Source organism: Streptodolium elevatio (genome assembly GCF_040649515.1).
GTDB lineage: Bacteria > Actinomycetota > Actinomycetes > Streptomycetales > Streptomycetaceae > Yinghuangia > Yinghuangia elevatio.
In genome coordinates this window covers 1-20,275 of sequence record NZ_JBEZFP010000157.1, presented here as the reverse complement: position 1 = coordinate 20,275, position 20,275 = coordinate 1, and the positions used below count along the sequence as shown (strand labels likewise).

The window sequence follows — 20,275 nt, the reverse complement described above, 5'->3', positions numbered from 1 at the left end:
CCGGTGCCGGGGGGACCGGGCCACCGCCTGTCCTCGGCGGCGGCCGGACCGCGGGTGCGGTCAGACCAGCAGCGAGTTGAGGAAGCCGTTCGAGAAGACCTTGTGCGGGTCGTACTGGTTGAGCAGCGAGACCGCGCTGTCCCAGTTGTTGCCGGCCGGCACACCGGTCCGGTACTGGTTCGGCACGGTGGTCGTCAGCATCGTGGCGTCGGCCCAGGCCGCCGTCCCGCTGTAGCCCCAGCCCTTGGACCACTCAGGGCGCACCTGCGCGTATGTGCCCGAGTAGTTCGCGAAGACCCACTGCTCGGTCTCGCGGTAGAACTGCTGGCTGTACGGCGTGCCGGGCACCGTGAGGATGTCGAGCCACACCGCGACGTCCCACTCGGGGTGGTCCGCCCGGTTGCGGATCGCGGACAGCGTCGGGTGCACAGCACCGGCGAACTGCGCGTCGGCGGGGTTGTCGAGCCCGGTGACGCGGATCTCCAGGGGGCCGTTCATGGGGTACCGGCCCTGGTTGGCGTACGTGTTCAGCGAGTTCTTGTAGTACGTGTAGAACTCGCTGACGACCTTCTGGATGTCGGCGCGCTTGGTGAGGATCGCGTAGCCGTTCGCGGTGACGCGCATCGTGGTCGGCTTGATGTAGAGCATGGTGTTCTTCGACCAGCCCCACAGATCCCACGAGCCGGTCACGATGAGGCCCGAACCGACCACGCCCATCTGGGTGTTGCAGAAGGTCGGGGTCAGGTTCGCGGCCCCCGCGGTGATCTGGCCGAGGAGGTCCGCGGCGTCCTCGGACAGGAAGTCGCTGAAGGGGTAGTTGTAGGGCCCGTTGGCGGTCTTCGCAAAGAACGGCTTGCTCGGCGAGACCGACCACACCTTGAGCCACGGGACGAGGGTGAAGGGGAACCAGATAGCCTCGACGCGGCCGGTCTGGTTGACGAAGCTCGCGAACGAGTTGCCCGTCGCCGAGGCCGGCGGCGCGAACATCTCGTCGACGTTGATGTTGAACCAACTCTGGCAGCGCAGGCGCTTGTTGGCGCCCACCCGCAGGGTCACCTCGGTGACGAAAGCGCGTCCGAGGTTGACCAGGAGCGGCCCGATGGCCAGGTCGTTGCGCTGGAACGTCCGCAGTTTGTACTGGCTGGTGCCGGGGTCCCACACGACCGCGGTCAGGGACAGGATCAGGTTGCTGAGCGACCCGAACGTGTGGCCGGGGGTCAGGGTTTCGCCGGACTTGGGAACCGCCGTGCCGTGTCCGTCGATGGCCAGGACGCCGCCGAGGCTGAGGTCGCCGGGTGCGGGGGTGGCGGTGACGCCGTAGCCGGCGTTCTCCAGCGCGGTGAGCAGTGTCAGCATCGACACGCCGGTCTGCGCGGTGACGCTGGCGGGCGAGCCGGAGTTGACGGTCACCGCGGTCAGGTGCTGGGTGGTGTCGACGAGCAGGATGTTCGTCGGCGTACCCGGCTGGATCATCAGCGGCGACCAGTTGTGGCTGTAGCCCTTGGCGCGGAGCTTCCAGCCTTGCGCGCGGGCCCAGTTGGCGAGGGAGACGACCTGGGCGGGCGTCGTGGGCGCGCACGTCCACACCTCGTCGACACGGATCTCGCCGGACCAGTTGCGGTACGCCTGGAGATACGCCGATATCCCGGCCGGCAGGCCCGGCGGAGCGGGGACGGCGGCGTCTGCGGACTCGACGCGGAACGCGGGGGTCCACTGCAGTGCGGTCAGCGCGGCGGCACCCGCCAGGCCGCCGATGACCGCCCTGCGGTTGGGCTCCGATGCGGCGGTCCCACTGGTCTGTTCGGACATGGGGTTCCCTTCCCGTGCTCGTGACCGGACCGGACCGTCGCGGCGGCTCGACGATCAAGCGGAACGACAAGATCCGGTTCCGGTTCGTACGGCAGGACGGACCGCCCCGCGGCGCGGGGTCGGGCGGTACTCAGGAACGCAGAACGGAGTACACGGAGCGGAGGTACGCGAACGGAGGTACGCGAACGGAGGTACGCGAAACTGACGTACGCAAAACGGCGGTGCGCGAACAGCGGTGCGCGGAACGGCAGAACGCGGAACGGCAGAACGCGGTACGGCGGAACAGCCGTGCGGGCGTGCGGCATTGCGGGTGCGCAGGTGCGTGGTGCCGCTTGCGATCGCCGCGGAGGGACCGAGGAGCTTCGTGCGCGGCGGCGCGAAGCCGCCGGTGGGCACGTGTCGATCAGTGTGCGGTAGCCCCGGCCGGGAGATCACCTCGGAACCGTGTGCTCCGGATCGCCAGGGTGGAACGGCCCCCCGGGCAAGTCAACCGGGCGGGCCGGCATTCTTTGGTGACACGTGTCGAGATTTCGTCCGGAACGGCAAATGCGGACCGGTTTCCTTACCGATCCGCACAAGCCGTGGGGCCCCTGTGGCGCCTGCTGTTCGAGGTGTCCCGAGTTACGTATCTGACGGCGCGTCAGTTCAGGTCTCCAGAAGGCGCTTCCGCTCCGCCTCGACGTCGAAGTGGCCCTGCGGGTAGTGCGGATCCATCTCCTCCAGATGCTCCAGGAGGAGCCGGCTGATCGCCCAATTGCGGTACCACTTGCGGTCGGCCGGCACGACGTACCAAGGGGCGGTGTCGGTCGTGCACTTCTGCAGCACGGCCTCGTACGCGTCCTGGTACGCCGGCCACAGCGCGCGCTCGTCGATGTCGCCCGGGTTGAACTTCCAGTGCTTGTCCGGGTTGTCGAGGCGTTCCAGAAGGCGTTCGCGCTGCTCGTCGTACGAGATGTGCAGGAACACCTTGACGACCGTGACGTCGTCGTCGTGCAGCGACTGCTCGAAGCGGTTGATGGTCGCGTACCGGCGGGACCACACGCTGCGCGGGACCAGGTCGCGCACCCGCACGATCAGGACGTCCTCGTAGTGCGACCGGTCGAAGATGCCGATCAGGCCCGGCGCCGGGACCTGTTGGCGGATCCGCCACAGGAACGGGTGCGCCGACTCGTCGCGCGTGGGGGACTTGAACGCGTGGATGTGGCAGCCGGACGGGTTGAACTGCCCGATGACGTGCTTGACCACGCCGCCCTTGCCGGACGTGTCCATGCCCTGGAGCACCAGGAGCAACCGCTTGCGGGAGCCGCCCGCGACGGCCTGGGCGTACAGCCGTTCCTGGAGTTCGGCGAGCCGCGGCTCCATGGCCGCGATGTCGGCCAGAGCCTCCGCCTTGCCGCCGGGCGCGTGCGGTGTCGCGCGGGCGTCGGCGCTGGCGAGGTCGACCGCGCCGCCGTGCAGGCGCAGAACGTCGCGGACCGAGGGGACGTTCGCGGGCGCGGGCGGCACCGAGCCGTGGACCACGCGCAGCAGCGGCGAGGCAGGCCGCGCCGCCCGGGCGTCCTTCCCGCCGTCCTTGTCGTGGTCCTTCTTCTTGGCCTTCTTTCCGGCCTTGTCCGGCTTGGCGCTCTTCTCTGCCTTCTCTGCCCTCTCCGCCTTCCCGGTCTTTCCCGCCTTCTCCGTCTTGCCGGCCTTCGCCGACTTCCCGGGCTTCCCGGCCTTGCCTGCGCCGACTTCGGAGGCCAGCGGGCGGGCGGGCCGCTCCACCGCGGACTCGGCGCGCCGCTTCCCGCCCGGCGTGCCCGACTTCGATGCGCCCGACTTCGATGCGCCCGACGCCCCGGACGCCTTGGCCCCCTCGCCGGCCGCGCCGCCGTCGGCCTTGCCGCCCGGCACAGCCCGGAGGCTTGCCCTCACGAGCGCGTCGTCCGCCGCCTTGTCCGCCTTCTTCGCCACGCGTCGGCCCTCCACGGGAGTCGGGTACGTCGAACCGCAGTCCTCCAGTGATCCTCCCCGAGGAACGCGCCTGCCGCAGTTCAGCCGCACCGATGGAGGGACGCGGAACGGAACCGCGCCGAATCGCATGGTCCGCTCACGCCGACGCTGCGAGGACGCCCGGCGTGAGGCGGCCGACGATCGCCGGGGCCTCGCGCACGAGCGTGTCGTCGGTGAGCGCCTCCACCATGAACAACGCGAAGTCCACGCGCCGGGTCAGGTTGCCGGACAGCACGGGGTCGCCCACGTGCCGGCGCCACACGGGCAGCCCCTGGCTCTCCCCCTCCTCCAGGTCGCTGCCCCGCACCACGGTCCAGCGGGTGTCGCTCGCGAACACCCGGCGACAGGCCTCGACCTGGTCGTCGATCTCGACCGCGCGGACGGCCTTGCCCACCCAGGCGGCGATGCGAAGCAGGGTGGTGAACGCACGCGAATACTTGTCCTTGCCGTCGCGCGTGATGTGCCAGCCGCACGAGAACACCAGGCGCGCGCCGGGCTTCGCGTAGTCGAGGACGGCCTGCGCCGTACCCGACGAGTACTGGCGTACGCCCCACGGGACCAGGACCGTCAGCACCCCGTCGCACCCGTCGACGGCCCGCCGGATCACCTCCCGGTCGTTCGTCTGCCCCGGGACGACGGTGATCCGGTCGGCGAACGCGGCCAGCTTCGGCACGCTGCGCTCCCGGCAGACGCCGACCACCTCGTAGCCGCGGTCCAGCGCGTGCCGGACCATGTACTGCCCGAGCTTCCCCGAGGCACCCACGATGCAGACCTTCTTCACCCGGTCGTGCACAGCATCCGCATCCATCGCGCAGCCCTCCGCCGACGTGTCAGCCTTATGATGTAAGGCACGCTAACCTTATGCCGTAAGGCAGTCAAGAACAGCAGGCCAGGGCACTGAGACCACAAGCAGTGAGAACGAAGGAGGAGCGGATGCGCGAGGGAGCAAAGAGCCCCCGCAAAGCCGCGGCGCGCACTCCGCTCAGCCGCGAGCGGGTGATCCGTACGGCGATGCAGGTGGCCGACGAGAAGGGCTCGGCGGCACTCACCATGCGGGCCGTCGCCCAGCCGCTGGGCGTCGAGGCGATGTCGCTCTACCACCACGTCGACGGCCGCGACGACATCCTCGACGGCATGGTGGACGCGGTGTTCGACGAGATCGACCTGCCGCCGCGCGACACGGACTGGAAGAGCGCGATGTGGCAGCGCACGGCGTCGGCGCGCGCCGCGCTGCGGCGCCACCCGTGGGCCGTCGGGCTCATGGACTCGCGCTCCCGGCCGGGGCCCGCGACGCTGCGCCACCACGACGCCGTCCTCGGCGCGCTGCGCGCCGCGGGGTTCTCGGTCCCGATGGCGGCACACGCGTTCTCGCTGATCGACAGCTACCTGTACGGGTTCGTGATCCAGGAACTGAGCCTGCCGTTCAGCGGCTCGGACGAGTTGGCGGAGGTCGCGAGCGCGATCTTCGACGACATGGCCGCCGACGCGTACCCGCACCTGACCGAACTCGCCACCCAGCACGCGCTCAAGCCCGGGTACGACTACGGCGACGAGTTCGCGTTCGGCCTCACGCTCATCCTGGACGCGCTGCACCCGGACGAGACCGCGGGCGGGACCGCAGACGGGCCGGCGGGGGAGGCCACGGACCAAGCGGACGACCAAAGCACTGACACGACGGCGGGTGAACCCGGCTGAGGCCGCGTCAGGCGGGGCTCAGCCGACGGACGGCACCCGCTCGGCACCGTCGCGCGCCATGGCCACCAGGCGCGACACCGCACGCAGGTACTTCTTCTTGTAGCCGCCCGCGAGCATCTCCTCGGAGAACAGCGCGTCGAAGGGGACACCGGAGGCCACCACCGGAATCTCGCGGTCGTACATGCGGTCCGCCAGCACCACCAGGCGCAGCGCGGTGGACTGGTCGTGAACCGGCACGACCCCGCGCCAGAAGACCGCGTGCACGCCTTCGAGGAGCGCCCCGTACCGGCTCGGATGCACGGAGGCGAGGTGCCGCAGCAGTTCGGGGAAGTCGTCGAGCGCCGCGCCCGTGACCCCGGGGGCCACGGCGGTCTTGCCGACCACGTCGTCGTCCGCCGCGGGCGAGGGCGCCTCGGGCAGGCCGCGGTGGCGGTAGTCGTCGCCGTCGATGCGCAGCGACCGGAAATGCGCGGACAACCCCTGGATCTCGCGCATGAAGTCGACGGCGGCGAAGCGGCCCTCGCCGAGCTTGTCGGGCAGCGTGTTGGAGGTGGCCGCGAGCTTGACGCCCGCGTCGACCAGCTTGCCCAGCAGGGTCGACACGAGGACCGTGTCGCCCGGGTCGTCCAACTCGAACTCGTCGATGCACAGGAGCCGGTGGCCGGAAAGCGCGCGTACCGTCTCCTGGAAGCCCAGCGCGCCGACGAGGTTGGTGAGCTCGACGAACGTGCACAGCGACTTCGGACCGGGGGCCGCGTGCCACAGCGAGGCAAGCAGGTGCGTCTTGCCGACGCCGTAGCCGCCGTCCAGGTAGACGCCGCTGTACGCGGGTGCCGCGGCCGCCTTGTCGCGCCGGAACCAGCGCCGCCGGGAGCCGCCGTCGCCGCCGCCCGCGGCGTTCAGCGAGGCCGCGAACTCCTCGAGCCGGGTCACCGCGGCGGCCTGGCTCGGCTGCGTCGGGTCCGGTATGTACGTGCTGAAGCGCACCCCGTCGAAGCGGGGCGGTGGGACCATTTCGGCCACCATGCGGTCGGCGGGGACCACAGGGTGGCGCGATGCGAGGGACACCGGCTCGGCGGCCGGACTCGCCGGGGACAGGTTGGGCACGATCATCAAGCCTACGGTGCGTGCAAGACTCGACCGCATGCGACGTCTGCTTCCCGCGACCGACGCCCCGGGCTCCGCGCCTTCGGGGGCACCCCCCGAGACCGCCGCCGAGGTCGACCTCGACCTCGTGTACGCCTATCCGGCCGACGTGGTCGACGCGGGCCGCCCGTGGCTGCGCGCCAACATGGTCTCCAGCCTCGACGGCGCCGCGCAGGCCGGCGACGGCCTCTCCGCGGGCCTGTCCTCCCCCGGCGACAAGCGCATCTTCCATGTGCTGCGCGCGCTCGCCGACGTCGTGCTGGTCGGGGCGTCGACGGTCCGCGCCGAGGGGTACCGGCCGCCGAAGCCGCAGCCCGCGTACGCCCCCGCCCGCACCGCCGCCGGGCGGCCCCCGGTCCCGGTCATCGCGATCGTCACGCGCAGCCTGGAGCTGGACTTCACGACGCCGCTGTTCACCGAGGCCGAAGTGCCGACCGTGGTGCTGACCGGCCCCGAGTGCGACCCCGACCGCCTGGCCGAGGCCCGCAAATACGCCGACGTGGTGATCGCGGGCGAGCCCGGATCGACCGGCGTCGACATAGGCGCCGCGGTCGACGCGCTGGCGGCGCGCGGCTGGACGCGGCTGCTGACCGAGGGCGGTCCGCACCTGCTGGGCCAGTTGGTCATGGCGGGCCGCCTCGACGAGCTGTGCCTCGCGCTCGGGCCGCTCCTGCTCGGCGGCGCGGCGCCGCGGATCACCAACGGGCCCGCGCCCGAGGTGCCGCAGGCGATGGAATTGCACACTCTTCTGGAAGAGGACGGGTTCCTCTTCGCCCGATACGTCCGCAACCCCACCGGTTGAGCGGCAATCAACCCCAACTGCCCGTCCGGGTGGCATGGTGTTGCGGTACGGCGCTGCAGCGAGGACCCGAGGGAGACAACGCGTGTACACGATCGTGCTGCTCATCGAGAAGGTCATGGACGAGGGGGACGTACACCTGGTCACCGGCCTGCACGAGGACGTCGAGACCTCGTTCGTCGTGGTGCTGCCGGGTAAGACGGACCACCACCGGCTTGTGCGTGCGCTGGACGACGTGGCGCTGGGCCACCTCGAGGAGGCCGCCGAGGAGGTCGAGCGTCCCAAGGACGAGCCGACCGACGAGGCCGCGGACGCGACCCGGCGTACGCTCAACGCCTCCGTGGCGGCGCTGGAGGCCGCCGGCGTGCGGGCCGTGGGCGAGACGGCCCCCGGCGACGACCCGCTGGAGATCCTCAAGGACGTCGTCGAGCGGCACTCCGCCGACGAGGTCATCGTGCTCACCGATCCGCACCTGATCGAGGAGTTCTTCCACCGCGACTGGGCCTCGCGCGCCCGGCACAAGGTGGGCGTCCCGGTGCTCAAGCTGTTCGCGCACAACACGGCGTAGGCGCCGCGTGGTGCACAATCGTCCCCGGTCCACCCCGTCCCGGGTCGACCGGTCCGGGACTACCCGGTGCCGGACCACCTGGTGCCGGACGACCCGGCGCCGGACGACCAGGTGCCGAGCCCGGTCCCGATCCACCCGGTCCCGATCCACCCGTTTCCGGTTCACGCGTTCTTGAAGGAGCCTGCATGGCATCGCCCGCCTCGCCCGCGGAGCAGTCCGCGACCGCCCCCACGGTCGACCTCGGCGCTCCGCACTTCATCGGCATCGGCGGGGCAGGGATGTCCGGGCTCGCGAAGATTCTCGCGATCCGCGGCGCCAAGGTCGCGGGCAGCGACGCGAAGGACTCCACCGCGCTGCTCGCGCTGCGGCAGCTGGGCTGCCAGGTGCACGTGGGCCACGCGACGGAGAACCTGGGCGACGCGACGTGTGTCGTGGTCTCCAGCGCGATCCGCGCCGACAACCCCGAGTTGGTCGCGGCGCGCGAGCGCGGCATCCCGGTGGTGCACCGCGCCGACGCGCTGGCCCGCCTCATGGACGGCCGCCGGTCGGTGGCCGTGGCCGGCACGCACGGCAAGACGACCACGACCAGCATGCTGGCGGTGAGCCTGACGTCGCTCGGCATGGACCCGTCGTTCGCGATCGGCGCGGACCTCAACGAGGCCGGCAGCAACGCACACCACGGGGACGGCGACGTCTTCGTGGCGGAGGCGGACGAGAGCGACCGCAGCTTCCACAAGTACGCCCCCGAGGTCGCGGTCGTCCTCAACGTGGAGCTGGACCACCACGCCAACTACGCCTCGCTCGACGAGGTGCTGGACGCGTTCGAGCAGTTCGCGCACCGCATCGTCGCGGGCGGGACGCTCGTGCTGTCCGCCGACGACGCCGGGGCGGGCGCGCTGCGCGAGCGCCTCGCCAAGTCGGCGCCCGAACTGCGGATCGTCGCGGTCGGCGAGGACGCCGCCGCGGACCTCCAGATCGTCAAGGTCGAGCCGCAGGGCCTCGCGAGCAAGGTGACGGTACGCGGCAAGGCCGGCGCCGAGCACGTGTTCGCGGTCGCGGTCCCCGGCCGGGTCAACGCGTCCAACGCGGTCATGGCCCTGGCCGTCGGCCTGGCGCTCGGCATCGACCCGGCCGAGATGGGCGGCGCGCTCGGCAAGTACCAGGGTGTCCGGCGGCGCTTCCAGCTGAAGGGCGAGGCGGGCGGGGTACGCGTCGTAGACTCGTACGCGCACCACCCCACCGAGATCGCCGCCGACCTGGAGACCGCGCGCGGCGCGGTGGGCGCGGGCCGCGTGATCGCGGTCTTCCAGCCCCACCTGTTCAGCCGCACCCAGCAGCTCGGCACCGAGATGGGCCGTGCCCTGGCCGCCGCCGACATCGCCCTGGTGATGGACATCTACGCGGCCCGCGAGGACCCGCAGCCCGGCATCACGAGCCACATCATCGCGCACAGCGCGCTGGACCACGGCGGCCTCGTGCGCATGGAGCACAGCTGGTCGGAGGTGCCCGCGGTGGTCGCCGAGCTGGCGCGTCCGCTGGACCTGGTGCTGACGATGGGTGCGGGCGACGTGACGCTGCTCGGCCCGGAGATCCTCGAGGCGATCAACCGCCGCTGAGGCGCGCGGCCGCCGCCGTAGGTCCGGGCCCGTAGCCGCGTCCGTAGCCGCTCCCGTCCCGGCCGGTGCCCGTGCCCGCCCGGCGCGCGCGGCCGTCACCGGCCGGTAATGCCTGTACGACCCCGCCCCGGGAACGGACGCGGGGTCGTACGTGTTGGATGTCGGTATGGCTGACACCCCGAAGTACAACGTGGTCAGGTCCGTGGACGAGTGGCTGGCGAAGCTGTCGCCGGAGGAGTACCACGTCCTGCGCGAGGCCGGCACCGAGCGCGCCTTCACGGGCGAGTACACCGACACCAAGACGGTCGGTGTGTACCGGTGCCGGGCGTGCGACGCGGAGCTGTTCCGGTCCCAGGACAAGTTCGACTCGCACTGCGGCTGGCCCTCCTTCGACTACGTCGACGAGGAGCGCGTCGAGCTGCGCGAGGACAAGTCGTACGGCATGGTCCGCGTCGAGGTCCGCTGCCGCAACTGCGGCTCGCACCTGGGACACGTCTTCGACGGCGAGGGCTACACGCCGCGCAACCAGCGGTACTGCATCAACTCGATCAGCATGACGCTGGAACCCGCAGACGGCGCTTGATCGTTCGTGCCCGCCGGGGACCGGTTCGTGAGGGAATCCCATCGAATTGGGTCCCGGGTGGGTGGGAGTGTGCCCGGGGCAGGTACATACGGGATATGAACCGGAACATGAACCCGAACGCCCCTCCCGACGTATCGCGGATCGACCTCTACACGGCCGCGTTCCTCACCGGGGGCCCCGCGCGCGTGGCGGACGTCGCCATTCTCGCGATGCGCGCCACCGGCGTCCTGCACATCGGCCGGGACGGCACGGTCACCGCCACCGGGCGCGGGCCGGCCGACGCGGTGACCGCGGGCGTGCTGCGCGCGGTCCAGGCCGCCGGCGGGACCGCGTCCCTGGCCGCCGTACGCCATCAGGGCGCACGTTGCCCCGAGATCCAGGGCATCGGCCACCAGTTGTTCTACTGGGGTCTGATGCGCCCGCCCGGCGAGATCGCGCGGGCGAGGTCCGGCATGAGGGTGCTGTTCGCCTGCTTCGGCGGCGCCCTCGCCCTCCTGGTGATCCTCGGAATCGCGCTGCGCAACGCCGTGTTCCTTGTCGGCCTCCCCTTCGTCTTCATCGCCTTCGTGATCATGCTGGCCACCCAGGCGGGCAAGCTGCTGATCCGCAGCGGGCATACCCAGGCCGGCATGCGGTACGTCGTGCAACTGCGCAGGCAGGCCGCGCTGCGCCACCGCCTCGACGGCACGGTGGCCGGCGGCGTCGGGCTCGGTGAGATCGCGGTTCTGGGGCTGGCCCGGCTCACCGACTACGAGCTGCTGGACATCTTCCGGCAGCAGCAGATCGCGGCCTTCGCCCAGCCCCAGTACGCGCCGCCGACGACGACCGCGAGTTCCTCGGGTTCGTCGTGTGCGGGTGTGTACGACCCGGGGACGCCGTCGTGGTGCGGCTCCACCTCGTGTGCGGACAACGGGTTCCGGGGGACCTCGTGCGCGGGGCCCGGCTCGAGCTCGTGGTCGTGCTCGCTGGTGGGCGGCGGGTCGAGCTGCGGCGGGGGCGGCGGCGGGGGATCCTCCTGCGGCGGAAGCTCGGGCGGATCGTCCTGCGGCGGCGGCGGTGGAGGCGGCGGCTGCGGAGGAGGCAGCTCATGAGCACCGGGAGCGGGCTCTTCGGTGGGAAGTCGGGGGCCGTCGGCATCGGCTGGCGGCCCGAGATCGACCTCACCGTGGAACGCCTTGCCGGCGTCGACTTCGTCGAGGTGATCGCCGAGAACGTGTGCGCCGACCACCCCGACCACCTGCCCGCCTCGCTGCGCGTGCTGCGCGCCCGCGGCACGGCGGTCGTGCCGCACGGCGTCTCGCTCGGCCTCGGCGGCGCGGACCGGCCCGATCCCGAGCGGCTCGCGCGGCTGGCCGAGGTGGCCGCGGCGGTCGAAGCTCCGCTCGTCAGCGAGCACCTGGCGTTCGTACGCGCGGGCGGCATGGAGGCGGGCCACCTGCTGCCGGTCCCGCGTACGCGCGCGGCTCTGCGGGTGATCGCGGAGAACGTACGCGTCGCCCAGGACTCGCTGCCGGTGCCGCTCGCCCTGGAGAACCCGGCGACGTTGTTCACGTGGCCCGAGAACGAGATGACCGAGGGGCAGTTCCTCGCCGAACTGGTGGCGATGACGGGTGTGTCCCTGCTGGTCGACGTCGCCAACCTGCACACCGAACGGGTCAACCACGGCATAGATGTCGCCGCGGCGCTGGACACGCTGCCGCTGGAGGCCGTCGCATACGTCCACGTCGCGGGCGGCGTCCTCACCGACGGGATCTGGCACGACACGCACGCGCACCCGGTGAGCGACGAAGTCCTCGACATCCTGGGCATGTTGTGCGAGCGGCACCGTCCGCCCGGCGTGCTGCTGGAACGCGACGCGGCCTTCCCGCCCGCGGACGAATTGCAGGGCGAGCTGACGGCCATCCGGTCGCGCCTCGACGGCACGGCAGCGGCGGTGAAGGCAGGGTCAATCCGCGGAATTCCGGGGCCGCTTGGCGAGGTTCCGGGCTCCCGCACCGAAGTTTCCGGAGCCCTGGGCGGAGTGTCGGCGGGAGGCGGGCGGTGAGCCCGGTCGCGGGCCCCGGCGCCGACCCGGGCGTGCATCCGGTTGTGGATCCCGTTGTGGATCCCGTTGTGGATCCCGTTGTGGATCCCGTTGTGGATCCCGTCGCTGCTCGCGCCGAACTTGCCCGCAGGCAGGCTGACTTGCTCGCCGCATTGGTCGCGGGAGGGCCGGTCCCGGAGGGGTTCGACGCAGAACGCATCCGCGTGCAATCGGTGGCGTTGGCCGCCAAGCGGCGTGAGGGCGTGCTGCGTGCCCTTCCTGTGCTCGCGACAGCGCTCGGCGACCGCTGGCCCCGTACGTTCATGGAGTGGGCACGCACCCATCCCAAGCCCGCGGTCGGCGGCAGCCGTGCCGACGCGGTGGCGTTTGCCGAGTACTTGAAGGTCCGGGGCGAACTCCCCGAGGCGGTGGAGGCCGCGCTGTCCCCCGCACCGCCGGATCCGCCGAAGCCGCCGCGCAGGCCCGGATTCGTCCAGCGCGTACGTTCCCGCCTGCGCCGCAACCCCGTGGGCTGGGACCCGGAAGCGCAGTACTGCTCCGACTGACCTCGGGCAGCGGTGTGACGTACCTCCGCCCGTGCTATCCGGGCGCGGCGATCCGCCGCGCGAGGGCGTCGGGCACCGGATAGACCTTCTCCACCGGCAACAACGCCTTTGCGCGGTCCGCGCGCCCGGACCTGACCAGCTCGGCGATCCGATGGGCGGTCGGGGTCAGGTCGGTGATGCCGACGACCCATTGCTCGGCGAACTCGCGTACCAGCGCCCGGCCGACGCCGACCTGGATGCTGTAGTGGTTGAGCGGCGCCCCGCGCAGGGAGCGCTCGGGATCCCACTGCACATGCACCTCGGCGCGTGCCACCGCGTCCGGTTCCGATGTCGTCAACACCGCGCGCCCCAGCGCCTTTTCCCAGCCTTCGCGGGTGATCCGGACGGCGAGGATCCGCTCCTGGCCGGACTTGCGGCCCCAGTTGCTGCGGTGCATCAGCCACCGGAACGACGGCTTGATCCACGTCATGCGCCCGAACGAGAAGGGCGGGACGAAGCGTTGCGCGTCCACCGCGGGACCGGCGATCGCCGCGGAGTACGCCTGGTAGACGACGATCGAGTGGGCATCGAAGTCGGCGCGGATCTCGTACGGCGTGTGCCGGGTCTGCGCGTGGCTGCGCGCCTGCTCGCCGTGCCGGGGCTGCGGCTGCCGGGTCTGCCGGCCGTGCCGGGTGCGCTGGGCGGACATGCCCGCACCCTCGCACCGGCCGCGGCCGGAGCGCGAGCGGATTTCCCACCCGGCCGCCCTGCCCGGTCGCGGCGCGGACCGACGCGGCCGGCCCGGCGTGACGCGGCCCGGTCGAGTCGCGCCCGGCCCCGGTCAGGCAGCGCGCGAACCGCGCTCCAGCGCCAGCAGTTGCTGCTTCTTGTCGAGGCCGCCCGCGTACCCGGTCAGCGCGCCGGTGGACGCGATGACGCGGTGGCACGGCACGATGATCGAGATGGGGTTGCGCCCGTTGGCGGCGCCCACGGCCCGGGACGCGGTGGGCGAGCCGAGCGCGTCGGCCATCGCGCCGTACGACGTCGTGCGCCCGTACGGAATCGTGGTCAGCTCGCGCCACACCCGCCGCTGGAAGTCCGTGCCGCGCGGCGCGAGCCGCAGGTCGAACTCCCGGCGCTCACCGCCGAAATACTCCTCCAGCTGGCGCGTGACCTCGTCGAACACGGCGTCGTCGCGCACCCAGTCGCCGCCGATCTCCGGGACGTACTTGGCGTCGGGCAGCATGAACAGCCCGCTCAGCGCCTCGCCGTCGCCGACGAGAAGCAGCTCGCCGACCGGCGAACCGACGACGGTGTGGCGCGGCGGGCCGTCGAGCGGGGGTACGAACTCCATCGGGTCCCACGCACGGTCGCCGCCGCCGTCCACGGTCATCGGCAGGGCGTCCTGCACGAGGGCGGTGGCGGCACCGGCAGTGACTGCGCCGGTCGCGGTCTCGGTGACGGTGTCGGTCACAGTTGCGGTGGCGGTGCTCATGGCGGCGGACCTTCCTGTGGTGCTCGCGGCGGGCGTCTGGTGGTTCGGGGTGTTTCCCACCCGACCATGCTGCCGCCGCCGCGTCCGGATGACCGGCGGGTTTCGGACATCGCGGTGGGCCGCCCCGGACGCGGAACGGCCCACCGACGTGTCAGGCCAGACCTGCCAGCAGCTCGCCGACCGGGCGGCGGCGGCCCGTGTAGAACGGGACCTCCTCGCGCACGTGCCGACGCGTCTCCGAGCCGCGCAGGTGCCGCATCAGGTCGACGATGCGGTGCAGCTCGTCGGCCTCGAAGGCGAGGATCCACTCGTAGTCGCCCAGGGCGAAGGACGGCACCGTGTTGGCCCGCACGTCGGGGTAGCCGCGGGCCATCTGGCCGTGCTCGGCGAGCAGGCGGCGGCGTTCGGCGTCCTCCAGCAGGTACCACTCGTACGACCGCACGAAGGGATACACGGCCACGTAGTCGCGCGGCGTCTCCTCGGCGAGGAACGCCGGGATGTGGCTCTTGTTGAACTCGGCGGGGCGGTGCAGCGCCATGTTCGACCACACCGGGTCGAGCTCACGGCCCAGGCCCGTGCGGCGGAAGAGGTTGTACGCCTCCTGCAGTTCGTCCGACGACTCCGCGTGCCACCAGATCATCACGTCCGCGTCGGCGCGCAGCCCGGACACGTCGTAGGTGCCGCGCACCACGACGTCCTTGTCGAGTAGCTGCTCGAACAGCGCCTCGACCTCGACGGCCAGCCGGGCCCGGTCCTCGGGCAGCGGTCCGCGCAGCCGGAAGACCGACCACATCGTGTAGCGGATGACCTCGTTGAGGTCGCGGGCCTTACGGCGCGGCGGCACCGTCTCCACGGCCGTCTCGGGGATGTCGGGGTCCTGCGTGGTGGCGTCAGTCATACGCCGATTGTCCCTCGCCCCGACCGATCCCCCGCACCCTGGTGGGGGTGAAGGGCTCGCACTGCCCGAACAGGCGTACGGCGCCCCGCTCCACCGCGCACGGTCACCGTCCCGCCGAAGCCGAAGCCGAAGCCGAAGTCGACAAGCCGCCGAGCGGCCGAGCCCCGTCGGCCCCGTCAGCCCCGTGAACCCGCCGAGCCCCGCGATCCCCGCGACCCCGACGCACCCCAGGCGCCCACAGACGCCAGCACCGATGCCGCCGCCCGCTGCCCGCTTGCGATGCAGGCCGGGATCCCGACGCCGTCGTACGCCGCCCCACACACCGCCAGCCCCGGCAGCCGCTCGACGGCGTCCTCGACGCACGCCACGCGCCCGCGGTGCCCGACCGCGTACTGCGGCAGCCCGCCGCCCCAGCGCGTCACGCGCGTCTCGACCGGCACCGCCCCGAGCCCGACCGCGTCGTGCAGGTCGGCGAGCGAGTCGGCGATCAGATCGGCGTCGTCGCGTTGCAGCACGGCCTGCTCGCCCGCCCGGCCCAGCGACGTGCGCAGCACGAACATGTCCGGGTCCGCCTCGGCGATCCAGCCCCACTTGTTGCTCGCGAACGTGCTCGCCTTGATGCGGCGGCCGTCGACGGGCGGCACGAGGAAGCCGCTGCCGGGCAGTTCCGTTCCCAGGTCGGCACGGCGGAACGCGAGCGTCACGATGGCCATCCCGGCGTACTCGATCGATCCGAGTTCGACGGCGGCGACGTGCGAGTGCGGGGCGAGCAGGCGCGACGCGGGGGCGGCCGGCACCGCGACCACCACCGCGTCGGCGTCGATGCTCTCGGGGGTGCGGGTGTCGCCGACGACGAGTTGCCAGCCGTCGGGGGTGCGGTGGAGCGCGCGTACGGTCGCATTCGTGCGTACCGTGCCGCGCCCGCTCGCGGTGATCGCGTCGGCGACCGCATGCGGGAGCCGTCCGATGCCGCCGCGGATGCCCGCGAAGACCGGTCCGGCGCCGGCGGGGTCGGGGGCGCGGTCGAGCAGGTCGCGTACCGCGGTCAGCAGCGAGCCGCCGGCGCGGGCCGCGGGGAGCAGCTGCGGCATCGCGGACTCCAGCGAGATCGCGTACGCGTCGCCGGCGTACACCCCGCCGAGCAGCGGTTCGACGAGCCGGTCCACGACCTCGTGGCCGAGGCGTGCGGCGACGAACTTGCCTACGGTCACGTCGTCTTCGTACGGGTGCGGGGGCAGGGCGTGGTCCACCGGGAGGCGCGCGAGGCCTGCGGGCGACAGGACTCCGGAGGCCGCCAGCGAGGACAGGTCGCCCGGTACGCCCATGATGTGACCGCGAGGCATGGGCCGCAGCGCGCCGCGCGTCCACAAGGTCGCACTGGCGGTCGCGGGCGGTTGGAGGTCTTCGGCGAGTCCGACCTCACGGGCGAGGCCGGTGCCCTCGGGGCGACGGGCGAGCATCGATTCGGCGCCCTCGTCGACGGGTACGCCCGCGATCTCGGCCGCGGACAACTTCCCGCCGATGCGCGGTGATCCCTCCAGCACGGTGACGTGTGTGCCCGGCCCGGCGTCGCGGCACAGCGCGTGTGCGGCGGCGAGCCCGGCGATCCCTCCCCCGACGACGACGATGTGCCGGCCTGCGGGCGGTTCGGCCCGGTCGGCCGCCGCGGAGGTAGTCGAACTCATGCGGCCACTTTCTCACGCGCGGCCGGACATACCCGCCGGTCACGGGCTGCGGTCGGTACGGACACGTTTCTGTCGCGGGCCTCCCGAAGGCGGAACCCGCGGCGGATGGTCGCCGTCACAGGGCCGTCAGCAGGCCGCGCCAGGCCGTCTACGCCGCAACATCCTTTGGGGGGAACCGTGTTGAGACGACGAACCACGGCAGTCGGGGCGATCTTGGGGGCGGTGCTGCTCCTCGGCGCATGCTCCTCCTCCAGCGACAGCGACAGCGACAAGAGCGGCAAGGCCGAAGCTCCCGGCGCCGCGGCGCCGACTGCGGGAGCCGCCTTTCCCACCTCCGGGACTCAGGTCGCGCCCTCACCGGCCGGAACCGGCCAGGCAGGCGCAGGCTCGGGCACCTCGGGCACCTCGGGCACCTCGGGCACCAAAGCCCCGGCGAGTGCGCCGAGCGGCGCTCCGGCCGCCGAGAACCCGCCCGTGCAGGACCGCAAGTTGGTCCTGACCGCGGACGTGCGCCTCGAAGCGGACGACCCGGAGGCCGTCGCGGCGAACGCCCGGTCGATCACGATCGGCATGGGCGGGCTCGTGGCGGGCGAGCAGACCACACGGTCCACGCGCAACGTCTCGGTGCCGCCCGCCCCGGGCTCGACCGAGCCGACCCGCCAAGAGGTCGTGTACGTCACGACATCGGTGCTCACCCTCAAGGTGCCGCCCGCGCAGTTCGACAAGGCACTCGACCAGTTGAGCGCCCTCGGCACCGTGATCGGCCGCAACCGCACGGCCACCGACATCACCGAGCAGGTCGTGGACGTCCAGAGCCGGATCGAGACGCAGCGGCGCAGCGTCGAGCGGGTCCGGGAACTGTTGGCCAAGGCGACGTCCCTGGGCGAGATCGTCTCAATCGAGGCGGAAGTGACACGCCGCGAGGCCGATCTGGAGTCGCTGATGAAGCGTCAGCAGACGCTCACGGCGCAGTCCGACCTCGCCACGATCGCGCTGGCGGTGAACGCGCGCCCGGAGCCGAAGCCGAAGAGTGAGCCGCCGAAGGCCCCCGACGCGCCGGCGAAGAAGGACAAGGGCGGCGAGAGCTTCGGCGGGGCGGTCGTCGACGCCTTGGGCGGCGGGTGGCACGCGTTCTACGTGACCGTGCGCGGGATTCTGGTCGTACTGGCGGCCGTGCTGCCGTTCCTCGTCGTGTTCCTGGTGCTGCTGTGGCTGCTGCGCCAGTACCGGGCACCCATCGCGCAGGCGATCGCCGCGCGCCGCGCCGCGCGCGAAGAGCCGTTCATCCGGTGGGAGAAGCGGAACCCGGTCGGCGCGGTGCGGGACGAGGCGCGGGAGGACGACGATTCGGCGTACGAGCCCGCGGGCGCGCCGTCCCCCGTACCGGCGAAGCCGAGTGCGCCGCCGAGCGAACCGCCCGGCGCGCACTGACGCGGGCCACGTACCGCAGTCCGTCGTCCGGTACGGCTCCACCCCGTTCGGGGCGGGGCCGGACCGGGAGGTCGGGTCAGCGCGCGGACGCGCTGTGCACGTGCTCCACGAGCGCGGTGAGCGTCTCGGGGTCGGTGTTCGGCAGCACCCCGTGGCCCAGGTTGAAGATGTGCCCCTCGGCGGCGCGCCCGGCGGCAAGGACCTCGTCGGCCTTCGCGCGCATCGTCTCGCGCGGCGTGAACAGCACGGCCGGGTCGAGGTTGCCCTGCACGGCCTTGCCGGGACCGATGCGGCGCACCGCGTCGTCGAGGGGGATCCGCCAGTCGACGCCGACCACGTCGGCACCTGCCTCGCCCATCAGGCCGAGCAGTTCGCCGGTGCCGACACCGAAGTGGATGCGCGGCACGCCGTACGACGCCACCGACGCGAGCACCTTGGTGCTGGCCGGCATCACGGACGCGCGGTAGTCGGCGGCGGACAGCGCACCCGCCCACGAGTCGAACAGCTGGACCGCGGAGGCGCCGGCCTCGATCTGCACGGTGAGGAACTGCGAGGTGATCTCGGCCAGTCGGTCGAGTAGGGCGGCCCACAGGTCGGGCTCGCCGTACATCATCGCCTTGGTGAACTCGTGGTTCTTGGACGGCCCGCCCTCGACGAGGTAGCTCGCCAGGGTGAAGGGCGCGCCGGCGAACCCGATGAGCGGCGTGCCGCCGAGCTCGCGGGTCAACTGGCCGACCGCCTCGGTGACGTACGGGACGTCGTCGGGCGTGAGGTCGCGCAGTTGGGCGAGGTCGGCCTTGGAGCGGATCGGGTGGGCCACGACGGGGCCGACGCCCGGCTTGATGTCCAGGTCGACGCCGATCGCCTTGAGCGGCACCACGATGTCGCTGAAGAAGATGGCCGCGTCGACCTTGTGGCGGCGCACGGGCTGGAGCGTGATCTCGGTGATCAGGTCCGGCATCATGCACGAGTCGAGCATGGCGATGCCCTCGCGCACCTTGCGGTACTCGGGCAGGGAGCGCCCGGCCTGGCGCATGAACCACACCGGCGTGTGCGGCACGGATTCGCGTCGGCAGGCGCGCAGGAACGCCGAGTCGCGGACATCGGCGGTCGGAGCGGCGGGGGGCGGCGAGCCAGGGGTACGCGGGTCAGTCACATGGCCCATCCTCGCAGACCCGGAAGAGTGTGCCGTTCGCCCGCGGCGAAGGCCCGCGCGCCTCCTCGGCTGGCTGCTGCCCCGCACATACGCTGCCGGTCATGGCACCAGCAGTCGGCGAAACCGAGGAGCCCGCGGAGTTCCGCCGCGCGGTGGAGCAGATGCGGACGGCGGCGCTACGTCCCGAGATCGAGCTGGAGGACATGCCGCGCCCGCGGAATCTGGCGCCGTTCTCCGCGGCGTTCTCGGCCGAGGTCGTGGTCGACGACGAGGAGTTGGGCGGCGGCCGGATCGTGCTGCTGCACGATCCGGACGGCCACGAGGCGTGGGAGGGCACGTTCCGGTTCGTGACGCTCTCGCGCGCCGAGTTGGAACCGGAGATGGCGACCGACCCGCTGCTGCCCGAAGTGGGCTGGACCTGGCTGACCGAGGCACTGCATCTGCACGGCGCGCAGTACGTCGCGCCGAGCGGCACGGTCAGCCGTGCGACTTCGCAGGGGTTCGGTGGGCTGGAGGGCCAGATCGCCCGGACCGAGATCGAGATCCGGGCGTCGTGGACGCCGGTCGGCGACGACCTGGCAGCGCACATGCAGGCGTGGCTGGATCTGCTGTGCACGTGTGCGGGCCTCCCGCCGCTGCCGCCCGCGGGTTCGGACGGCGAGGGCGTGGTGCCGATGCCGTCCCGATCCGCACTGCGTGACCGCTGAGCAGGGCGTACGGTTCGCGGCCCAGATCACGGCACGGGCGTCACCCGTACCGCTCCCCCGATGGGGACGATGCTGCGCGCGGTGTCCCTGCCGGCCGTCGGCGGCGACACGCTTTGGTCCGACCTGG

17 protein-coding genes and 1 pseudogene are annotated in these 20,275 nt (G+C 72.2%); 9 read left to right on the top strand and 9 right to left on the bottom strand.

Features of this window, described 5'->3' with window-relative positions:
* Positions 1-60: 60 nt before the first annotated feature.
* From AB0C36_RS37375 to AB0C36_RS37365, 3 genes are all read right to left on the bottom strand, one after another.
* A complete protein-coding gene (locus AB0C36_RS37375; protein WP_358363060.1) occupies positions 61-1,809 on the bottom strand; it encodes a cholesterol oxidase substrate-binding domain-containing protein in 1,749 nt (582 codons plus the stop codon).
* A 645-nt stretch (positions 1,810-2,454) separates the two neighbouring features.
* Complete coding sequence (locus AB0C36_RS37370; RefSeq protein ID WP_358363062.1) at positions 2,455-3,336, bottom strand: PPK2 family polyphosphate kinase; 882 nt, start codon at positions 3,334-3,336, stop codon at positions 2,455-2,457.
* A 562-nt stretch (positions 3,337-3,898) separates the two neighbouring features.
* Positions 3,899-4,609, bottom strand: coding sequence for an NAD(P)-dependent oxidoreductase (locus AB0C36_RS37365; RefSeq protein ID WP_358363059.1), 711 nt, complete (start codon positions 4,607-4,609; stop codon positions 3,899-3,901).
* 125 nt (positions 4,610-4,734) lie between these two features.
* Here AB0C36_RS37365 and AB0C36_RS37360 point away from each other — a divergent pair, with 125 nt between their 5' ends.
* A complete protein-coding gene (locus tag AB0C36_RS37360) occupies positions 4,735-5,496 on the top strand; it encodes a TetR/AcrR family transcriptional regulator (RefSeq protein ID WP_358363057.1) in 762 nt (253 codons plus the stop codon).
* A gap of 18 nt (positions 5,497-5,514) precedes the next feature.
* On the opposite strand, the gene zapE is transcribed toward AB0C36_RS37360, so the two are convergent.
* Positions 5,515-6,609 carry a cell division protein ZapE gene (gene zapE / locus AB0C36_RS37355; protein WP_358363055.1) on the bottom strand — a complete coding sequence of 365 codons (1,095 nt, stop codon included), beginning with the start codon at positions 6,607-6,609 and terminating at the stop codon, positions 5,515-5,517.
* A gap of 31 nt (positions 6,610-6,640) precedes the next feature.
* Here zapE and AB0C36_RS37350 point away from each other — a divergent pair, with 31 nt between their 5' ends.
* The 6 genes and pseudogenes from AB0C36_RS37350 to AB0C36_RS43315 all read left to right on the top strand — a co-directional run bounded on the left by AB0C36_RS37350 (position 6,641) and on the right by AB0C36_RS43315 (position 12,797).
* Entirely contained in the window at positions 6,641-7,444 is an 804-nt protein-coding gene (locus AB0C36_RS37350) for a pyrimidine reductase family protein (RefSeq protein WP_358363053.1), read from the top strand.
* An 82-nt stretch (positions 7,445-7,526) separates the two neighbouring features.
* Positions 7,527-8,009, top strand: coding sequence for a type 1 periplasmic-binding domain-containing protein (locus tag AB0C36_RS37345; RefSeq protein ID WP_358363051.1), 483 nt, complete (start codon positions 7,527-7,529; stop codon positions 8,007-8,009).
* Between the two features lie 185 nt (positions 8,010-8,194).
* Positions 8,195-9,625, top strand: coding sequence for a UDP-N-acetylmuramate--L-alanine ligase (gene murC, locus AB0C36_RS37340; RefSeq protein ID WP_358363049.1), 1,431 nt, complete (start codon positions 8,195-8,197; stop codon positions 9,623-9,625).
* 166 nt (positions 9,626-9,791) lie between these two features.
* Positions 9,792-10,208 (top strand): peptide-methionine (R)-S-oxide reductase MsrB, encoded by a 417-nt coding sequence (gene msrB / locus AB0C36_RS37335; protein WP_358363047.1) that lies wholly within the window; start codon positions 9,792-9,794, stop codon positions 10,206-10,208.
* A gap of 95 nt (positions 10,209-10,303) precedes the next feature.
* On the top strand, positions 10,304-11,299 hold the full coding sequence (locus AB0C36_RS37330) for a TIGR04222 domain-containing membrane protein (protein ID WP_358363045.1): 996 nt from the start codon (positions 10,304-10,306) through the stop codon (positions 11,297-11,299).
* Positions 11,296-12,797, top strand: a pseudogene (locus tag AB0C36_RS43315) (MbnB/TglH/ChrH family RiPP precursor modification enzyme). The gene AB0C36_RS37330 and the pseudogene AB0C36_RS43315 overlap by 4 nt, the downstream one beginning before the upstream one ends.
* 34 nt (positions 12,798-12,831) lie before the next feature.
* Here the strand turns inward: AB0C36_RS43315 and AB0C36_RS37315 are convergent.
* From AB0C36_RS37315 to hemG, 4 genes are all read right to left on the bottom strand, one after another.
* A complete protein-coding gene (locus AB0C36_RS37315; RefSeq protein ID WP_358363041.1) occupies positions 12,832-13,485 on the bottom strand; it encodes a DUF4291 domain-containing protein in 654 nt (217 codons plus the stop codon).
* A 132-nt stretch (positions 13,486-13,617) separates the two neighbouring features.
* Entirely contained in the window at positions 13,618-14,271 is a 654-nt protein-coding gene (locus AB0C36_RS37310; protein WP_358363039.1) for a methylated-DNA--[protein]-cysteine S-methyltransferase, read from the bottom strand.
* Between the two features lie 151 nt (positions 14,272-14,422).
* Positions 14,423-15,169: a hydrogen peroxide-dependent heme synthase gene (hemQ, locus tag AB0C36_RS37305; RefSeq protein WP_358363037.1), complete on the bottom strand. Its 747-nt coding sequence runs from the start codon at positions 15,167-15,169 to the stop codon at positions 14,423-14,425.
* A gap of 176 nt (positions 15,170-15,345) precedes the next feature.
* On the bottom strand, positions 15,346-16,854 hold the full coding sequence (gene hemG / locus AB0C36_RS37300; RefSeq protein ID WP_358363036.1) for a protoporphyrinogen oxidase: 1,509 nt from the start codon (positions 16,852-16,854) through the stop codon (positions 15,346-15,348).
* A gap of 180 nt (positions 16,855-17,034) precedes the next feature.
* On the opposite strand from hemG, the gene AB0C36_RS37295 reads away from it, so the two are divergent.
* On the top strand, positions 17,035-18,285 hold the full coding sequence (locus AB0C36_RS37295; protein WP_358363035.1) for a DUF4349 domain-containing protein: 1,251 nt from the start codon (positions 17,035-17,037) through the stop codon (positions 18,283-18,285).
* Positions 18,286-18,361: 76 nt separating this feature from the next.
* On the opposite strand, the gene hemE is transcribed toward AB0C36_RS37295, so the two are convergent.
* Positions 18,362-19,441 (bottom strand): uroporphyrinogen decarboxylase, encoded by a 1,080-nt coding sequence (gene hemE / locus AB0C36_RS37290; protein WP_358363033.1) that lies wholly within the window; start codon positions 19,439-19,441, stop codon positions 18,362-18,364.
* A gap of 101 nt (positions 19,442-19,542) precedes the next feature.
* On the opposite strand from hemE, the gene AB0C36_RS37285 reads away from it, so the two are divergent.
* Positions 19,543-20,148 (top strand): DUF3000 domain-containing protein, encoded by a 606-nt coding sequence (locus tag AB0C36_RS37285; protein WP_358363031.1) that lies wholly within the window; start codon positions 19,543-19,545, stop codon positions 20,146-20,148.
* The last annotated feature ends 127 nt before the right edge of the window (positions 20,149-20,275 follow it).